The organism is Streptomyces sp. NPDC057617 (genome assembly GCF_042800555.1).
Lineage (GTDB): Bacteria > Actinomycetota > Actinomycetes > Streptomycetales > Streptomycetaceae > Streptomyces.
Genome location: NZ_JBHVGV010000001.1, coordinates 679,746 through 697,365, shown reverse-complemented (window position 1 = coordinate 697,365; position 17,620 = coordinate 679,746). Strand labels below are relative to the sequence as shown.

Sequence of the window (17,620 nt, the reverse complement as noted above, 5' to 3'; positions counted from 1 at the left end):
GGGGGTGGCAGCGTTCGAGAGTCGAACGGCCTCCATGACTTAATTTATGACGTGATTTAAGAGGTGAGGGAAGGTCGCGTCAAGGTTTGTGACCGGGGTATGTTGCGTCCACGGAAGGAGCACCATGGGAGAGCGCGGCAGACGGACGGTGCGTGACCTGCGAAGGGACAACCGTGCCAGGGTTGTACAACGGTTGTATTTCGACGGTCCGCTCAGCCGCCAGGAACTCGGTTCCGCCACCGGGCTGAGTTCAGGCTCTATCAGCAACGTCGTTGCCGAACTCGCCGCCGAGGGCCTTCTGGAGGAGGCCGGAGTGGTCGACTCGGACGGCGGCAGACCCCGTACGCTGCTGCGCGTCGCCCCCGGCGGCGGACTGCTCATCGGCATCGACATCGGCGAGACCCGGGTCCGGGTCGAGCTGTTCGACCTGTCCCTCACGGAACTGGCCCGCACCGACCGGCTGCTGGCCCAGCACGGTTACGATGTCGAACGCATCGTCTCCCATGTCCGTACCGGCGTCGCCGACGTACTGCGCGACGCGGGCGCCGACTCCGGGCAGCTCCTCGGCATCGGCATCGGGGTCCCCGGGATCATCGAGCGCGGCGGCCGGGACGGGGCCGTGGTGCACGGGCAGACCATCGGCTGGACCGCGGTGCCCTTCGAGCGGCTGCTGCGCGAGGTCCTCGACGTACCGTCCGAAGTGCCGCTGTTCATCGACAACGGAGCCAAGACCCTCGGCCAGGCCGAGATGTGGTTCGGCGGCGGCCGGGGCGCCGGTACGGCCGCGATCGCGCTCATCGGCTCCGGTGTCGGCGCAAGCGTCATCCACGGCGGCGCGCTGGTCGAGGAGAGCGGCCGGGGCAGCGCGCTCGAATGGGGCCACACCACTGTGCACATGCGGGGCCGCCGCTGCCGCTGCGGCTCCATCGGCTGTCTGGAGGCGTACGCCGGGGCGGAGGCGATGCGCGAGCGCTGGTACGAGGCGGGCGGGCCGCTCCCGGACGACGCGGACGACGAGACCGCGCTGGCCGCGCTGCTCGAAGCGGCCTTCCCTGGCCCCGACGGGCCCGCGCCCGACCCGGTGGCGGTGTCCCTGCTCGACGACACCGCGGAGTGTCTGGGGGCGGCCGTCGCCGATCTGACCAACCTCTTCCTGCCCGACCGCATCCTGCTCGGCGGATGGGCGGGGCTGCTGATCGGGCCGCATCTGCTGCCAGCGATCCGGCGGCACGCGGAGGCGTACGCGCTGACGCACGCGGCGGCCCGCACCACGATCGAGCTGGGGCGGCTCGGCCCGGACGCGGTCACGGTGGGCGCGGCGACACTGCCGCTCGCGGCGTTCCTGGCCCGCGGCGGCAGCCGCCCCCGCGTCCCGGGCCCGGCCGCGGAACCGGACCCGGGCGGAGTCTCGGCCCAGCGCCGCTGGCGCCGCGCGTCGACGCCGACGGGCGGCACTCCCGGGTGAGACGGGGACGTACGGGATGCTCGCGGCCCGGGCGCCGACCGGACGGCCCCGCTCGTCCCGTCCGCCGGGACCGCGGAACCGGGGGGTCCGGTGACGCTTCGCGGCCACGGCGCCGCCGGACGGCCCCGGTGCTGCCCCTGGCGGCGGCTTTCCGCGCCCGCCGCGCCCGCCGGACCGTACCCGTCAGGCCGAGTCCCGTACCACCAGGGACGGTTCGAAGATCACCGAGGTGACCGCGCGGTCCGAGCCGGACAGGCGGTCCAGCAGCAGGCGGGCCATCTCCGCCGCCATCTCCTCCACCGGCTGCCGGATCGTCGTCAGCGGCGGCCGGCACGCCAGCGCCGCGCTGCTGTCGTCGAAGCCGACCACCGCGACATCCTCCGGCACCCGTCTGCCGTGCTCGCGCAGCACATGGCACGCGCCCACCGCCATCAGATCGTTCGCCGCGAACACCCCGTCCAGATCCGGGTGTTCGGCGAGCAGCCGCTCCATCGCGCTCTCGCCGGTCTCCTGGGTGAACCGTCCCTCGGCGATGGGGATGTACGGATGGCCGTGCCGCGCCATCGTGTCCCGGAAGCCCGCGAGCCGGTCCTGGCACGCTGGTACGTCCAGCGGCCCGGTGATGGTGGCGATGCGCCGGCAGCCGCGCGCCAGCAGATGCTCGGCCGCCAGCCGCGCGCCGTCCTGGTGGGCGAGATCGACGTAGCTGATACGGGCGGGCCGCGCGGGCCGCGCGTACAGCACGGCGGGCAGCCCCGCGTCCGTGATCAGCTCCGGCAGCGGATCCTCGGCATGCGTCGACACGACGAGCGCGCCGTCCGCGCTGCCCTGCCGGAGGTATGAGACGACCTCGTCGCGGGAGCGGGAGGTCTCGGCGAACATCAGGACCGGATACATTCCGCGCGGCCGCAGATAGTTGACGACTCCTGTCACCACCCGGCCGAAGAACGGGTCGGCGAAGACCCCGGCCGTGAAGGAGTTGTTGGCGCTGTCCGCCTCGGCGTCCCCGTCGCCCTCCGCCGAGCCCGGGGCGGTGACGGCCGGAGTGGTCGCCGAGCCGTCGGACGAGTCGTCCCCCGCCCCCGAGACCACCAGCGCGATCGCGTCCGCGCGCCGGGTGACCAGGGAGCGCGCCGCGCGGTTGGGCGTGTAGCCGGTCGCGGCCACCGCCTGCCGTACGGACTCCTGTATCACCGGGTCGACATTCCGGACACCGTTGACGACCCGCGAGACCGTCGCGCGCGACACACCGGCGGCTCGCGCCACATCCTCCAGGGTGGGCGCTCCGGCCGGTCTCGGGTCTTCCGTCATGCACCTATTTATAGCAGCAGCGGAGAGCGCTCTCCGTGGTCTTCGCTGGTGAGCGCGGTGATGGCCCCGATTCCGGGGAACCGGGCGCCGGTCGCCGGTAGTTGAGGTCTTGTCACGGTCCGTGCCCAGCCCGTAAGTTGTCCGCTTGCGACGTGTCCTACAGCCAGTGGGGGAGCCCAGTCATGGCCGCAACCGGTCGGCACCGCAGGTACCAGCCGAGTCGTATCAACCGTGCGTCGCTGACCGTCACGGCGGGCGGCGCGGGGATGGCACTGCCGTTCATAGCGGCGGGGTCCGCGCACGGGGCGTCGGTCGACGTCTGGGAGAAGGTCGCCGCGTGCGAGTCGACCAACAACTGGCAGATCAACACCGGTAACGGCTATTACGGCGGGCTCCAGTTCAGCCAGTCCACCTGGGAGGCGTACGGCGGCGAGCGGTACGCCCCGCGCGCCGATCTCGCCACCAAGGACCAGCAGATCGCGATAGCCGAGAAGGTGCTCAAGGGGCAGGGCCCCGGAGCCTGGCCCTCCTGCTCGCCCGGCGCGGGCCTGACCCGCGGCGGCGACTCGCCGGACATCGCCCCGGACCGCGCCCGTGACGGCGGTAACACGCCGAAGGCCGCGAGCGAGCGGACCAGCGGCCCGGTCCAGGCGAAGGCCGGACAGAGCACGAAGACCGAGCAGAGCCGGCCCAAGAAGGCGTCCCCCACCACCGTCCCGACACAGCGCGAGGGTTACACCGTCGCGCGCGGTGACTCGCTCTCCGCGATCGCCGTCGAGGAGTCCGTCAAGGGCGGCTGGCAGCGGCTGTACGAGGAGAACCGCCGGCTCATCGGCAGCGACCCCGATCTGATCTTCCCCGGCCAGAAGCTCGTCCTTCATGTCCTCGCGCCCCCGAAGGGCAGCGCCACCACCGCACCGCCCAAGGACACGGCCAAGCCCGTACCGGCCGAGAAGCCCAAGCAGGCCGTCCAGGAGAAGAAGCAGGACAAGCCGCAGCAGGCCGCCAAGCCGAAGCAGACGGAGAAGAAGACCGAGCAGGCCGCGAAGCCCAAGCCCCAGCAGCAGGCGGCCAAGCCGAAGCCCAAGCCGCAGCAGGTCAAGGCGCCCGCCCGGGCCGAGAAGCCCTCCTCGGGCGCGGTCACGGCCCCGGTCTCCGCCTCCACCGGCACCCGGTACGGCCAGCCCGGCTCCTGGGCCAGCGGCTATCACACGGGCGTCGACTTCCCGGTCCCCACCGGCACTTCGGTCAAGGCCGTCGCCGCCGGGCATGTGGTCTCGGCCGGCTGGGCGGGCTCGTACGGCTACCAGGTCGTGATCCGGCACGCCGACGGCAAGTACAGCCAGTACGCGCATCTCTCCGCGCTCAATGTGCGCGAGGGCCAGCAGGTCAGCGGCGGCCAGCGGATCGCCAGGTCAGGGTCGACCGGTAACAGTACGGGGCCGCATCTCCATTTCGAGATGCGTACGGGGCCGGACTACGGCTCCGACATCGACCCGCTGGCTTACCTGCGGGCCGCGGGCATCCGCCTCTGAGGCACCTTCCAGGGCCGGGGCCACGGCATCGTCCGGGGCCCCGGCGGGACCGGGCACCGCGGCATGACCCGCCGGAGCTTCCGGGCCGCCCGTCGAGGACGCTTCGGGCCGCTCCATCGTGAGCAGCACCAGTCCGCCCGCCGCCACCGCGCCGAAGCCCAGCGCCAGCCCCGTACCGAGGAAGCCGTAGCGGAACTCCTCGCCGAAGAGCGTCAGCCCAACGGCCGCCGCCACCACCGGATTGACGACGGTCACCGTGGCCAGCGGGGCGGCCAGCCCGGCACCCCGGTAGGACGCCTGGGACAGCAGCAGCCCGCCGGCCCCGAGGACCGCGATCAGCAGCAGGCTCGGCACCTGCACGGCCGCGGTGTCCGAGGCCCAGTCCACCGTGACGGTCTTGGTGAAGACCGAGGAGATCCCGAACGCCACACTCGCCGCGGCCGCCAGCAGCACACTCCGTACCGCCGGCCGCCGCACCCACTGCGCGGCCAGGAACAGCACCGCCACCGCGCCGAGCGTGGCCGCGGCCAGGGCGAGCCGGTGCGGGCCGTCCAGCGACTGGGAGTCGCTGCCCGAGGTCAGGGCGAGCAGCCCCACCAGACCGGCGGTCGCCATGAGCGCGCCGCGCCAGGCGGTGCGCCCGGCCCTGCGGCCCACGAAGAGCGCGGCCAGCGGCAGCGCGAAGACGATGGTGAGCGCGCCCAGCGGCTGGACCAGGCTGAGCGGCCCGTACGCCAGCGCCGCTACATGGAGCACCCCGCCCAGACCGTTCAGTGCGACGGCCGCCCACCACACCCCGTGGTGCAGGGGCGCGTACGGGCGGTCGGGGGTGTGTGCCGCGACGCGCTCCTGGAGGATCGCGCCGATCGCGTACGCGAGGGCGGAGACCAGGGACAGCAGTACGGACAGCGCGAGGGCACTCATGCGCCCACGATCTCTCTTCCGGCTGTTTTCGGCGTCGTCCTGAAGAGGTCAATCCGGTGTACTGCTGTCGTAGTACGAGGTGGAGAGGGATGTCCTCCCATAGAGGTAATGTCACGGATGGTGATCGATGGGGGGACAGAGTGGATCAGCAGCACCGGGACCGGGCCGAGCACACACGTCCGGGCCGACCGGACTTCGCCCTTGTCGGCTCCGTCGGCGGCTTCTTCGCCCTGCGGACCGGTGCGCCCGGTCCCGCGCATGTCCCGCTCGCCTCGGTGTACGAGGGCGACCACCGCCCGCTGACGGCCCGGGTGGACACGGTCGCGGCCCGGCTGCGCGCCCCCGAGCGCCGGATCGCCGCCTCGATAGCGCAGCTCGGGCTCGCCGCCCGGCTCTGGTCGGTCGCGCTGGGTAGCGCCGTACTGGCAGATGCCGTCCCCGACCTGGACCCGCGCGAGCTGCTCTGGGACCCGGACCTCACCTCGCCCGACGATCTGGTCCTCACCGGGGACCCCGCCCGGCTCCGGACCCTGCCCGCCACCGCCGCGAGCGTGTGCGAGGCCGTGCAGTACGGCCATCTCGTCCCGCTCGCCGGTGCCCTGCGGCGCGACGGGCGGATCTCGCCGCGGCTGCTGTGGGGCAATGCCGGTTCCGCGCTCGCCGGAGCCGTCCGGGAGCTGAGCCGCTGGGGCGGGCGGAACGGCCGGCCCGAGGTGGCGGAGCGCGCCGGAGCCCTGGCAGCGGAGCTTTTCGGCCACCCGGACCTCCGTACCACCGGCACCTCCCTGGCCGGCGCGTTTCCGGTCGGATCCTTCCGGCGCCGGAGCTGCTGTCTCTACTACCGCTGCCCCGCGGGCGCCCTCTGCGGGGACTGTGTCTTCGACCGGCCACCGCCGCGGTCTTCCGCCCGGGCCGAATCCGGGTGACCATGTCAGGGCTGCGATCGCCGGGCGGGAACGCGAGAACGGGGGATGGCGTGAAAGTCGGCCTGCTCACACGCGAATATCCGCCGGACGTCTACGGCGGAGCGGGCGTCCATGTGGAATTCCTCGCCCGCGAACTGCGCTCCCTGACCGATCTCGAAGTGCACTGCTGGGCCGGGAGCGAAGACTCCGCACCGGCGCGGGAAGCGCGGGACGAGGGAGTGATCCGCCACCGCGCGGCCCCCGGACTCGACGGAGCCAACGACGCCCTGCGCACCTTCTCGGTGGACCTGTCCATGGCGGCGGCGCTCGACGGCTGCGAACTGGTCCACTCGCACACCTGGTACGCGAATCTCGCCGGGCACCTCGCCAAACTGCTCCACGGCATCCCCCATGTGGTGACCGCGCACTCCCTGGAGCCGCTGCGCCCCTGGAAGGCCGAGCAGCTCGGCGGCGGTTACGCCCTCTCCGGTTGGGCGGAGCGTACGGCCATCGAGGCCGCGGACGCCGTCGTCGCCGTCTCCCGGGGCATGCGCGACGACATCCTCGCCTGCTACCCCGCGCTCGACCCCGCCAGGGTGCGTGTCATCCACAACGGCATCGACACCCGCCTCTACCGCCCCGACCACGGCACCGCCGTACTGGAACGGATCGGACTCGACCCCGAGCGCCCCTTCGTCCTCTTCGTCGGCCGGATCACCCGCCAGAAGGGCGTCCCGCACCTGCTGCGCGCCGCCCGCGCGCTCGACCCCGGCGCGCAGCTCGTGCTCTGCGCGGGCGCGCCCGACACACCGGAGATCGGCCGGGAGTTCCGTGAGCTGGTCGAGGAGCTGGGCAGGACCAGGGACGGTGTGCACTGGATCCCGGAGATGCTGCCGCGCCCCGAGGTGATCCAGCTCCTCACCCACGCCACGGTGTTCGTCTGCCCCTCGGTGTACGAGCCGCTCGGCATCGTCAATCTGGAGGCCATGGCCTGCGGCACCGCAGTGGTCGCCTCGGCGGTCGGCGGTATCCCCGAGGTGGTGGACGACGGGGGTACGGGGCTGCTCGTACCGTACGACGAACGCCACCCGGAGGCCTTCGAGTCGGGCCTCACCGAGGCCCTCAACCGGGTGCTCGACGAGCCCGAGTCGGCGGCCCGCATGGGGGCGGCGGGCCGGGAGCGCGCGGTGAGCGACTTCGGCTGGGACCGGGTCGCCCGGCGTACGTTCGAGCTGTACGAGGAGCTTCTCAAGTAGTCCGGACAGTGCCCGGACGACCAGAACCCGAACAGAGGGAGCGGCGATGCGTGGCGGACCTTCGGTACTCGGGATCGTCCTGGCGGGCGGGGAGGGCAAACGCCTGATGCCGCTCACCGCGGACCGGGCCAAGCCGGCGGTGACCTTCGGCGGTACGTACCGTCTCGTCGACTTCGTGCTGTCGAACCTGGTGAACGGCGACATCCTGCGGATCTGTGTACTGACGCAGTACAAGTCGCACTCGCTGGACCGGCATGTGAGCACCACCTGGCGGATGTCCAGTCTGCTCGGGAACTATGTGACCCCCGTGCCCGCGCAGCAGCGGCTCGGCCCGCGCTGGTATCTGGGCAGCGCCGACGCGATCCTCCAGTCCCTCAACCTCGTCCATGACGAACAGCCGGACTACATCGCGGTGTTCGGGGCCGACCATGTGTACCGGATGGATCCGCGTCAGATGCTCAAGCAGCACATCGAGAACGGCGCGGGCGTCACCGTCGCGGGGATCAGGGTGCCGCGCGCGGAGGCCTCGTCCTTCGGAGTCATCACGCCCGCCACGGACGGCACCCAGGTCGAACGGTTCCTGGAGAAGCCGGCCGATCCGCCGGGGCTGCCCGGCGACCCCGAGCGGGTCTTCGCCTCGATGGGCAACTATCTCTTCACCACCAAGGTCCTCGTCGACGCGCTGCACCGGGACGCCGAGGACGAGAACTCGGTGCACGACATGGGCGGTTCGATCCTGCCCATGCTCACCGAGCGGGGCATGGCCCAGGTCTACGACTTCCAGGACAACCATGTGCCGGGGGAGACGCCCCGCGAGCACGGCTACTGGCGCGATGTGGGCACCCTCGACTCGTACTACGACGCGCACATGGACCTGATCTCCGACCAGCCGGTCTTCCGGCTCGACAACCGCCGCTGGCCCATCTACACCCACCCCGGCCAGCTTCCGCCCGCGCGGTTCGTGTCGGGCGGCATCGCGAGCGAGTCGGTGGTCGGGCCGGGCTGTGTCATCCGAGGCCAGGTCACCCGGTCCGTGCTCTCCCCGGGCGTGGTGGTGGCGGAGGGCGCGGTGGTGCAGGGCTCGGTGCTGCACGACAACGTACGGATCGGGCGGGGCGCGGTGGTGCGCGGCTCGATCCTCGACAAGAACGTGGATGTCCCGCCCGGCGCGACGATCGGTGTCAACCCGGTCCGCGACCGGGAGCTGTACACCGTCTCGCCGAACGGGATCATCGCGCTGGGCAAGGGGCAGCGGGTGTTCTGACCGTACGGCCTGACGCGGCGCCCCCGGTCGTACGGCCGGCGTGCCCCGTACGGTCAGAGCATCCGGCGCCGCCGGCCCAGCCAGGTCTGGGCGATCACCACCACCGCCAGGAACGCGCCGCTGACGACCTGTTGGTACGCCGAGTCCAGCGAGCCGATCTGGTTGATGACGTTCTGGATGACCTTCAGCAGCAGCACCCCCACCAGCGACCCGCTGATGAAACCGAAACCGCCGGTCAGCAGGGTGCCGCCGATGACCACCGCGGAGATCGCCTCCAGCTCCATACCGGCGCCCAGAATGGTCACCCCGGAGACCAGCCAGGCCGCGTTCAGCGCACCCGCCAGCCCGGCACAGAGCCCGGACAGGGTGTAGACGGCGATCTTCGTACGGGCCACCGGGGCGCCCATCAGGGCCGCCGCGTCCTCGTTGCCGCCGACCGCGTACACGTACTGCCCGAACCGGCTCCGGCGCAACGCGACCGCCCCGAGCACGAAGAGCGCCACCGTGATCCACACCGGGATGCCGATGCCCAGGAGCGTGTCCTGCCCGAGCCGGGCGAAGAAGGAGGTCTCGTCCACCAGATAGGTGGTCGACCCCTCGTCGGTGACCGACAGCAGCACACCGCGCGCCAGCAGCATCGCGGCCAGCGTCACGATGAACGGCGCCAGCCGCGCCCGGGCTATCAGCAGCCCGTTGACCAGGCCGATCACTCCGCACACCGCGAGCGGCAGCAGCAGGGCGACGGCCGTGCCGTACCGGGAACCCCAGGCGGCGAGCACCCCGCCGAGCGCGAACAGCGAGCCCACCGAGAGATCGATACCGCCGGTGATGATCACAAAGGTCATGCCGAGGGCGACGACGGCGAGGAACGCCGAGGAGACCGCCATGTTCTCCAGATTGTCGCCGGTCGCGAAGGTGTCGAAGCCGATCGAGGCGGCGACGGCCACAAGGATCAGAGTGACGAGCGCGCCGTGCCGCTGCGCCAGAGCGCTGAGCCGCTCGGCCCGGCCCGCACCGAGCGGCTCCTCGGCCATCGGCACCGAACCGGCCCCGGTCTCGACGGAGTTGCCTGTCTCCACCGTGGTCACCGCTTCCCCCGTTCCCGAGCCGCGTACACCGCGAGCACGATCACCACGGCCTGGGCGATCTGTGTCCAGGACGGCGGCAGATCGTGCTTGATGAGCGTGGCCGTGAGCAGCTGGATCAGTACGGCGCCCGCCACCGTGCCGCCGATCCTGATCCGCCCGCCGCTCAGCGGGGTGCCGCCGACCACCACGGCGGTGATCGCGGACAGCTCCATCAGCGTCCCCAGCGAGGTCGGATCGCTCGCCTGGAGCCGGGCGGTGGCCAGTGCCCCCGCCACTGCGGCGAGCACGCCCGAGCAGATGTAGACCGTGATCAGCACCCGGCGGACCGGGAGCCCGGCGAGCTTGGCGGCCGGCCGGCTGTCGCCGATCGCGAGGAGCTGCCGGCCGAAAGTGGTGCGCCGTACGGTGAACGCGACGGCCAGCGCCAGCGCGGCGGCGATCAGCGCCGGGTACGGGACGCCGAGCAGATCGCCCGAGCCCAGCGAGGCCATTCCCGGGTCCCGGACGTCCTTGAGTTGGGGGAGCAGTACGAGCGCGAGCCCGCGGCCCGCGACCATCAGCGCCAGGGTCGCCACAATGGGCTGCACCCCGATGAAAGCGATCAGCGAACCGTTGGCCAGACCGACCGCGGCCCCGCCGATCAGGGCGACGATCAGCGCGACCCAGGGGCCGTAGCCGAGATAGAGCGAGAGCAGCGAGGTCGACAGCGCCATCACCGAGCCGACCGACAGATCGACCCCCTCACTGCCGATGGCAAGCGCCATGCCGAGCGCCACGATCAGGACGGGGGCGACCTGGACGGCCTGGGTACGGAAGTTCTCGGCGGAGAGGAAGTGCGGGGTGAAGAGGACGTTGGCCAGCAGCAGGACGGCCACGCCGGCATAGACGCCGTACTCCTGAAGGAACGTCAGAAGCCTTGCGCGGTCGAGGGTTTCGCGCCTGGGCGCGGCCAGATCAGTTGTCATGTTCCTTCCCCTCCGGCCCCGCGCGGGACTCCGGCGTGCTCCGGCGCTCCGGCCGGCTCCGGGGCCCGGGCGTCTTCCGCGGCGATCGCGCGCAGCAGCCGCTCCTCCGTCACCTCGGTCCCGGTCAGCTCCGCCACCACCGCGCCGTCCTTGAGGACCACGACCCGGTCCGAGCCCTCGATCAGCTCCTCCATGTCGGAGGAGATCAGCACCACCCCGAGCCCCTCGTCCGCGAGTTCGTCGATCAGCCGCCGCACCTCGGCCTTCGCGCCGACATCGATGCCCCGGGTGGGTTCGTCCAGCAGCATCACCTTGGGCCGCATGGCGAGCCAGCGGGCGAGCAGCACCTTCTGCTGATTGCCCCCGGACAGCTCGCCCACCTTCTGGTGCGTCCCGGCGGTCTTGATCCGCAGCCGTTTCACAAAGGTGTCCACGACCCGGTCGACCCTGGCGTCGTCGACCAGGCCGAAGCGGGCCAGTCCCGGCAGCGCGGCCAGGGCGATGTTCTCCCGTACGGAGAGCCCGGGCACGATGCCCTCGGCCTTGCGGTCCTCGGGCAGCATGCTGATGCCCGCCCTGATCGCGGCGGGCGTGGAGCCGGTCCGTACGGGAAGTCCCGCCACCAGCACCTGCCCGCTGTCGGGCGGCAGCGCCCCGGCGATGGCCCGGGCGGTCTCGCTGCGGCCGGAGCCGAGCAGCCCGCCGAGCCCCACCACCTCGCCGGGCCGCACCGCCAGCGACACCCCGTGCAGGGAGTGACGTACCGTCAGATCCCTTGCTTCGAGCACCGGTTCACCTCCGGTCGCGCGCGCCTCGGTGGTCGCGGCGCGCGCCTCACCCAGCTCGCGGCCCAGCATCAGCGACACCAGGCTCAGCCGGTCGAGATCCGCGAGGAGTCCGGTGTGCACCCGCTTGCCGTCGCGCAGCACGGTGACCGTGTCGCAGACCTCGTACAGCTCGTCGAGCCGGTGGCTGACATAGATCACCGCGATCCCGCGCTCCTTGAGCGCCCTGATCACCCCGAACAGGGTCCGGACCTCACGCGGTTCGAGTGAGGAGGTCGGTTCGTCCATCACCACCAGCCGCGCGTCCGCCGCCATGGCCCGCGCCAGTGCCACCATCTGCTGGGCGCCGACTCCGAGCGAACGCAAGGGCCTTCGTACATCGACCCGCAGGCCCAGCGCGCGCAGCGCCTCGTCCGCCTCCCGGTGCATCCGGCCGAAGTCGATCAGCCCGAGCCGGCCCCGGGGCTCGCGCCCGAGGAAGAGATTGCGCGCCACGCTCATCAGCGGGACGAGATTGACCTCCTGGTAGATCGTGGAGATCCCGGCGTGCTGGGCCTCCAGCGGGGTGGCGAACCGTACCTGCCTGCCCTGGAACACGATCTCGCCCGAGTCCGGCCGGTACACCCCGGTGAGCAGCTTGATCAGGGTGGACTTGCCGGCGCCGTTCTCCCCGATCAGCGCGTGGACCTCGCCGGGCCCGACGGAGAGGTCCACCCCGTCCAGGGCCCGGGCGCCCGGAAAGGTCTTGGTCAGACCGGTCACCGACAGCATGTCAGTAGGCCTTGTTCAGACCGGACTCGGCGTTCTCCTCGGTGTACGCGCTGTCCTGGATGACGATGTCCTGGGCGACCTCCTCGCCCTTGGTGAAGGCGTCGAGGGTCTGGAAGGCGAGCGGTCCGAAGCGCGGGTTGGACTCGATGACCCCGGAGATCCAGCCGTCGACGATGCCCCGCACCGCGTTGCGCGTCCCGTCCACCGTCACGATCTTGACGTCCCCGGGCTTCTTGCCCGCGCCCTTCAGGGCGTTGACCGCGCCGAGGCCCATCTCGTCGTTCTCGGCGTAGATCCCGGTGATGTCCGGGTTGGACTGGATGAGCTGCTCGGTGACCTGCTGGCCCTTCTCGCGGGCGAACTCGCCGGTCTGCTCGAACACCACCTTGAGGCCCGGGGCCTCGGCCGCGATCCGGTCCTTGAACCCCTTGGTGCGCTCGGTGGTGACATTGTTCCCGGCGGCGCCCAGCAGAATGGCGACCTCGCCCTTGCCGCCCGTCGCCTCGATCATCCGGTCCGCCGCCCGCTCGCCCTGCTCGATGAAGTCCGAGCCGATGAAGCTCACATAGTCCTCGCACGGCGTCGCGTTGATCTTCCGGTCGACGGTCACGATCGGGATGTTCTTCGCGGCCGCGGCGCGCAGCACCGGGCCCCAGCCGTCCGAGTTGAGCGGGGCGATCACCAGCAGATCGGCGCCCTTGGCGATCAGGTCCTGCACATCGCTGATCTGCTTGGAGAACTGGCTCTGCGCGTTGGCGGTGAGCAGCTTGACGCCCCGCTTCTCCGCCTCGGCCTTGATGGAGGCGGTCTCGGCGATCCGGAAGGGGTTGGCCTCCTTCTCGGACTGGGAGAATCCGACGGTGGCGGTGGCGAGATCGCTCTTCTCGCCGCCGAACCGGTCGATGGCGCAGGTCTCGGCGTTCCCGGCGCTGGGAGTGGCGACCACCTGGCCCGCGCCGCTGTCGTCGGCGGAGGAGGACGTGTCACCGGCGGCGTCGTCCTCGGACTTCGCGCATCCGCTGAGCGCGAGAGCGGCGGTGAGAGCGGCGGCGAGCACGGTCGTGGTCGTGTGGCGGCGGACGGCGGAAGACTTCATGGCGGAACCCCATCTCGGCGCGGCCCCGGCGCGCTGAGCGCCCACGGGAGGTCAACTCGTACGGTCGATCGGTGCGTTGAGAGTGCGTTGAGGTGCGTGGAGAGTGTTCGGAAGGCTTTTTACATCGTTGTACGAGACCTGTAAAGCCCTCCTGCCACAACAGCCCGCCGGTCCGCGCTCATGGCCGGCCGACGCCCTGTGTCAGACAGGGCCGAGGGTGCTCTCCCGCTCCACCAGGGTGAAATCCGCGCGGATTTCACGTGCTGAGGCGGCTTCCGATGCCTCCGCGCCGCCCCGCAGCCGCTCCACCACCGACTGCACCGCGAGCCTGGCGATGGTGTGCTTGTCCGGGGAGATCGTGGTCAGGGTGACCGTGCCGTAGCGGCCCTCGGTGATGTCGTCGAAGCCGACCACCGCCACATCCTCCGGCACCCGCAGCCCGCGCTCCGACAGCACCCGCATCGCCCCGATGGCGATCAGGTCGTTGTACGCGAAGACCGCGTCCGGCAGCGCCCCGGAGTCCAGCAGCCGCGCCATCGCGGCCGCGCCGTCCGCGTGGTCCCAGCCGCCCGTCGGGGCGACCAGCGAGTCCGGTGCGGGCACCCCGGCCGCCGTCAACTCCGTACGCCAGCCCCGCAGCCGGAGCTGCGACGGCTCGTTGACCCGGTCCGTACGGGCGCCGAGGAACGCGATTCTGGAGCGGCCGAGGTCCAGCAGATGCCGGACCGCGGTCCTGGCCGCCGCGACATTGTCGATCGCGATGTGGTCGTACGGCAGGTCGTACTCCCGCTCGCCGAGCAGCACCAGCGGCGCGTCGTGGTCGCGGCCGAGCAGATCCTCCGGCTCCAGCTCGATGGGGCTCAGGATCAGCCCGTCGATGACCCGCGCCCGGAACCCCTGGCTGACCAGGATCTCCTGCTCGCGGCGGCCCCCGGTGTGGTCGAGCAGCACGGTGTACTCGTGCTCCGCGGCCACATCGATCACCGCGCCCGCCAGCTCGGCGAAGTACGGGTTGCCCAGCTCGGGCACGGCCAGCGCGAGAATGCCCGTACGCCCCTTGCGCAGATGACGGGCCGTCAGATTGGGGCGGTAGCCCAGCTCGTCGATCGCCCGCTGGACCCGCTCCCGCATCGCCGGTGTCACATGACGGTAGTTGTTGACCACGTTCGACACGGTCTTGATGGAGACGCCCGCGCGCTCCGCGACATCCTTGAGGCTGACGTTCATCGGCATTCCCCTCCGGGACGGCCCCCGAGGATCCGCCCCCGCCCATTTTGTACAACGTTATATATGGCGCCGATCCGCACTCCGTCAGGACCCTGGACAGCGGACGAACGGCATGCTGTCATGCCAACTGCCGTTCCTTCCAACGTTGTACAGAGTGTCGTAACGAGCCGCAACGAGCCGCCACCCTCAGCTTCAAGGAGGACTTGTGCGCATCCGAAGAAAACTGGCCCTCTTGCTCGCCGCCGTTCTCGGCGTCGCGGGACTCACCGCGGTCCCGGCCGCCTCGGCCGCCGACGACGGCGATCCCGCCGAGGCCCGTGGCCTCAAGGGCGAGTACTACACCCAGTCCGCCCCGGGAGCCTTCGACTTCCATGAACTCAAGGCCACCGCCTTCGACCCCGCCATCGACTTCGGCAACCTCGAACCACGACTCACCGCCACCACCGGACGGGCGGACGATGTCACCGTCCGCTGGACCGGGAAGATCGTGCCGGAGACCAGCGGCGCGCACACCTTCTCCATCATCGGCGACAACGGCTTCCGGCTCTGGATCGACGGCCGGCTCGCCATCGACCACTGGGTCGACGACTGGGACAAGGAACAGACCGCGCAGCCCATCGAACTGACGGCGGGTCAGGCCTACGACATCAAGGTGGAGTACTTCGAGCACTACGGCGGCTCGAATCTGCACCTCAGGTGGACCGAGCCCGGCGGTACGAAGCGGCCGGTGCCCCAGTCCGCCTTCCGGCTCCCGGACGGCTTCGCGTACGACGGAGCCCTCGCCGCCACCGTACTGCCCGACGGCCGCACCCTCCGTCTCGACTTCGCCCAGCGCCTCGCCAGGCCGCCCGCCGGCCTCACCGCCCATCTCGGCGCGGTCATCGGCGGCGCCGTCTGGCCGCTGGGCCCGGTCAGGAGCGACCCCGCGGACGCCCGGCGGCTGCTGGTGAGCCTCAAGGAACCGGTCGTCGGCAAGGGCGGCACCGCCGATGTGCGGTACGACGGCACGGGCGGGCTCGCGGCGAAGGAGGGCAAGCCCGTCGCGGCCTTCTGGAGCAGCGGACCCAACACCTCCACACACGAGCTGAGCACCCCCTGGGCCAAGGACGTGCGCCCCGGCAACGCCCATCCCGAGTACCCCAGGCCCCAGTTGACCCGCGACGCCTGGCAGAACCTCAACGGGCGCTGGGAGTTCGCCGCCGCCGAGGAGGGCGAACACCCGCCCGTCGGCAGGACGCTCCCCGAGCGCATCCTCGTTCCGTACCCCGTCGAGTCACAGCTCTCCGGTGTCGAGCGGCACGAGGACCGGATGTGGTACCGCCGTACGTTCACCGTCCCGCAGGGCTGGCGGATCGGTGACGGCAAACGGCTCCAGCTCAACTTCGACGCCGTCGACTGGAAGGCCGAGGTGTATGTCAACGGCACCAAGGTCACCGAACACAAGGGCGGGTACGACCGGTTCAGCGCCGATGTCACCGACGCGCTCAAGCCCGGCCGCACCCAGGAGCTGATCGTCGGCGTCTACGATCCCACCGACGCCGCCGAGGGTGAAAACCCGCCGATGGGCAAACAGCGCCTCGACCCCAGTGGCATCTGGTACACCGCGTCCTCCGGCATCTGGCAGACCGTCTGGATGGAGCCCGTCGCACCCGACCACGCGGACTCGATCGAGCTGACCCCCGATGTGGCGGGGGAGCGGCTGGCCGTCGAGGTGCGCGGGATACGGGACGGGGTGCCGGTCACGGCCACCGCGTACGCGGGCGGGCGCAAGGTCGGCACCGCCACCGGCCGCACCGGCGAGCCGCTGAGCGTGCCCGTCCGTGATCCACGGCTCTGGTCGCCCGACGACCCGTATCTCTACCGGCTGGAGGTGACCGCCGGCGCGGACCGGATAGGCAGCTACTTCGGTATGCGCTCGATCGCCGTCGAAACGGTCGACGGCGCCCCGCGCACGGTCCTGAACGGTGAGCCGGTCTTCCTGATGGCCACGCTCGACCAGGGCTTCTGGCCGGACGGGCTGCACACCGCGCCCACCGACGAGGCACTCGCGTACGACCTGAAGGCGCACAAGCGGCTCGGCTTCAACTCCGTGCGCAAGCACATCAAGGTCGAACCCGACCGCTGGTTCTACTGGGCCGACCGGCTCGGTCTGCTGGTCTGGCAGGACATGCCGGCGATGAACACGATCAATCCGGACGCGGAGTCCCGGGCCCAGTACGAGCACGAGATGAAGGAGATGATCGACCAGCACGCGAGCAGCCCCTCGGTGATCATGTGGGTCACCTTCAACGAGGGCTGGGGCCAGTACGACCAGGCGCGCGTCGCCGACCAGGCCAAGGCATGGGACCCGACCCGGCTGATCAACAACATGAGCGGTCTCAACTGCTGCGGCGCGGTCGACGGGGGCAACGGCGACATCGCCGACGCGCACGGCTATCCGAGCGCCCAACTGCCCGCGCCCGACGGCAGAAGGGCCCTGGTGAGCGGCGAGTACGGCGGCCTGGGGCTCGCGGTGCCCGGCCACGCGTGGCCCGTGCAGCACACCTATGTCGGGGTCGACCAGGCCGCGTACACGGACGAGTATCTGGCGCAGCTCGACAACGTCAGATCGCTGGCCTGCCGGGGGAGCAACGGCGCGGTCTACACCCAGATCAGCGATGTGGAGGGTGAGTTGAACGGACTGCTCACCTATGACCGTACGGTGCTGAAGCCGGACGCGGAGCGGCTCAGGGCGGCGCACGAGGCGCTGATACGGGACGCCTCCGACCCGGCGTCGATGGAGTGCGCGGGATCTTGACGGCTGCCTGCTGAACCGGCTGCCTCTTGAACCGGGTGCTTCCTGAACCGGGTGCTTCCGGAACCGGCTGAACGGCCCTGGTACGCCCGCGCGTTGGGCGGACCGGGGCCGCTTCGGTTTCCTCACCGGCCGGCCCTCCGCACTCACGGACCGTAGCGGTCCTCGGGGAGACCACCCTTCCCGGTCGGCCGTGGGAATAGTGATCAGGCCCGCCGCCTTGCACTGTCTGTT

Annotated in this window: 13 protein-coding genes; 6 read left to right on the top strand and 7 right to left on the bottom strand. The window is 71.1% G+C overall.

Annotated elements, in window-relative coordinates; genetic code table 11:
• Positions 1 to 124: 124 nt before the first annotated feature.
• On the top strand, positions 125 to 1,465 hold the full coding sequence (locus ACFU9P_RS03170; protein ID WP_376374726.1) for an ROK family protein: 1,341 nt from the start codon (positions 125 to 127) through the stop codon (positions 1,463 to 1,465).
• Between the two features lie 183 nt (positions 1,466 to 1,648).
• Here ACFU9P_RS03170 and ACFU9P_RS03165 read toward each other — a convergent pair whose 3' ends face one another.
• Entirely contained in the window at positions 1,649 to 2,776 is a 1,128-nt protein-coding gene (locus tag ACFU9P_RS03165) for a LacI family DNA-binding transcriptional regulator (protein ID WP_376374729.1), read from the bottom strand.
• Between the two features lie 182 nt (positions 2,777 to 2,958).
• Between ACFU9P_RS03165 and ACFU9P_RS03160 the strand changes: the two genes are divergently transcribed.
• Entirely contained in the window at positions 2,959 to 4,311 is a 1,353-nt protein-coding gene (locus ACFU9P_RS03160; RefSeq protein WP_384077470.1) for a transglycosylase family protein, read from the top strand.
• Here the strand turns inward: ACFU9P_RS03160 and ACFU9P_RS03155 are convergent.
• Positions 4,192 to 5,235, bottom strand: coding sequence for a DMT family transporter (locus ACFU9P_RS03155; protein WP_384077468.1), 1,044 nt, complete (start codon positions 5,233 to 5,235; stop codon positions 4,192 to 4,194). The genes ACFU9P_RS03160 and ACFU9P_RS03155 overlap by 120 nt on opposite strands.
• A 140-nt stretch (positions 5,236 to 5,375) precedes the next feature.
• Here ACFU9P_RS03155 and ACFU9P_RS03150 point away from each other — a divergent pair, with 140 nt between their 5' ends.
• From ACFU9P_RS03150 to glgC, 3 genes are read left to right on the top strand one after another with little or no spacing between them, the layout of a single operon-like run.
• A complete protein-coding gene (locus tag ACFU9P_RS03150; protein WP_384077466.1) occupies positions 5,376 to 6,161 on the top strand; it encodes a (2Fe-2S)-binding protein in 786 nt (261 codons plus the stop codon).
• A 50-nt stretch (positions 6,162 to 6,211) separates the two neighbouring features.
• On the top strand, positions 6,212 to 7,396 hold the full coding sequence (gene glgA, locus ACFU9P_RS03145; RefSeq protein WP_384077464.1) for a glycogen synthase: 1,185 nt from the start codon (positions 6,212 to 6,214) through the stop codon (positions 7,394 to 7,396).
• A 46-nt stretch (positions 7,397 to 7,442) separates the two neighbouring features.
• Positions 7,443 to 8,660 carry a glucose-1-phosphate adenylyltransferase gene (gene glgC / locus ACFU9P_RS03140; protein WP_384077462.1) on the top strand — a complete coding sequence of 406 codons (1,218 nt, stop codon included), beginning with the start codon at positions 7,443 to 7,445 and terminating at the stop codon, positions 8,658 to 8,660.
• Positions 8,661 to 8,713: 53 nt separating this feature from the next.
• Here glgC and ACFU9P_RS03135 read toward each other — a convergent pair whose 3' ends face one another.
• From ACFU9P_RS03135 to ACFU9P_RS03115, 5 genes are all read right to left on the bottom strand, one after another.
• On the bottom strand, positions 8,714 to 9,694 hold the full coding sequence (locus tag ACFU9P_RS03135; RefSeq protein WP_384077906.1) for an ABC transporter permease: 981 nt from the start codon (positions 9,692 to 9,694) through the stop codon (positions 8,714 to 8,716).
• Positions 9,695 to 9,744: 50 nt separating this feature from the next.
• Positions 9,745 to 10,713, bottom strand: coding sequence for an ABC transporter permease (locus ACFU9P_RS03130; RefSeq protein WP_384077460.1), 969 nt, complete (start codon positions 10,711 to 10,713; stop codon positions 9,745 to 9,747).
• Positions 10,710 to 12,269, bottom strand: coding sequence for a sugar ABC transporter ATP-binding protein (locus tag ACFU9P_RS03125; protein WP_384077459.1), 1,560 nt, complete (start codon positions 12,267 to 12,269; stop codon positions 10,710 to 10,712). The genes ACFU9P_RS03130 and ACFU9P_RS03125 overlap by 4 nt, the downstream gene beginning before the upstream one ends.
• Position 12,270: 1 nt before the next feature.
• Positions 12,271 to 13,365, bottom strand: coding sequence for an ABC transporter substrate-binding protein (locus ACFU9P_RS03120; protein WP_384077457.1), 1,095 nt, complete (start codon positions 13,363 to 13,365; stop codon positions 12,271 to 12,273).
• Between the two features lie 201 nt (positions 13,366 to 13,566).
• Positions 13,567 to 14,592 (bottom strand): LacI family DNA-binding transcriptional regulator, encoded by a 1,026-nt coding sequence (locus ACFU9P_RS03115; protein ID WP_384077456.1) that lies wholly within the window; start codon positions 14,590 to 14,592, stop codon positions 13,567 to 13,569.
• A gap of 205 nt (positions 14,593 to 14,797) precedes the next feature.
• Between ACFU9P_RS03115 and ACFU9P_RS03110 the strand changes: the two genes are divergently transcribed.
• A complete protein-coding gene (locus tag ACFU9P_RS03110) occupies positions 14,798 to 17,389 on the top strand; it encodes a PA14 domain-containing protein (protein WP_384077454.1) in 2,592 nt (863 codons plus the stop codon).
• Positions 17,390 to 17,620 lie beyond the last annotated feature (231 nt).

Excerpts from the sequence above, each read along its gene's own strand:
- ACFU9P_RS03170 (WP_376374726.1), top strand. The coding sequence starts at position 125 with ATGGGAGAGCGCGGCAGACGGACGGTGCGTGACCTGCGAAGGGACAAC.
- ACFU9P_RS03165 (WP_376374729.1), bottom strand. The coding sequence starts at position 2,776 with ATGACGGAAGACCCGAGACCGGCCGGAGCGCCCACCCTGGAGGATGTG.
- ACFU9P_RS03160 (WP_384077470.1), top strand. The coding sequence starts at position 2,959 with ATGGCCGCAACCGGTCGGCACCGCAGGTACCAGCCGAGTCGTATCAAC.
- ACFU9P_RS03155 (WP_384077468.1), bottom strand. The coding sequence starts at position 5,235 with ATGAGTGCCCTCGCGCTGTCCGTACTGCTGTCCCTGGTCTCCGCCCTC.
- glgC (WP_384077462.1), top strand. The coding sequence starts at position 7,443 with ATGCGTGGCGGACCTTCGGTACTCGGGATCGTCCTGGCGGGCGGGGAG.
- ACFU9P_RS03135 (WP_384077906.1), bottom strand. The coding sequence starts at position 9,694 with ATGGCCGAGGAGCCGCTCGGTGCGGGCCGGGCCGAGCGGCTCAGCGCT.
- ACFU9P_RS03130 (WP_384077460.1), bottom strand. The coding sequence starts at position 10,713 with ATGACAACTGATCTGGCCGCGCCCAGGCGCGAAACCCTCGACCGCGCA.
- ACFU9P_RS03125 (WP_384077459.1), bottom strand. The coding sequence starts at position 12,269 with ATGCTGTCGGTGACCGGTCTGACCAAGACCTTTCCGGGCGCCCGGGCC.
- ACFU9P_RS03120 (WP_384077457.1), bottom strand. The coding sequence starts at position 13,365 with ATGAAGTCTTCCGCCGTCCGCCGCCACACGACCACGACCGTGCTCGCC.
- ACFU9P_RS03115 (WP_384077456.1), bottom strand. The coding sequence starts at position 14,592 with ATGAACGTCAGCCTCAAGGATGTCGCGGAGCGCGCGGGCGTCTCCATC.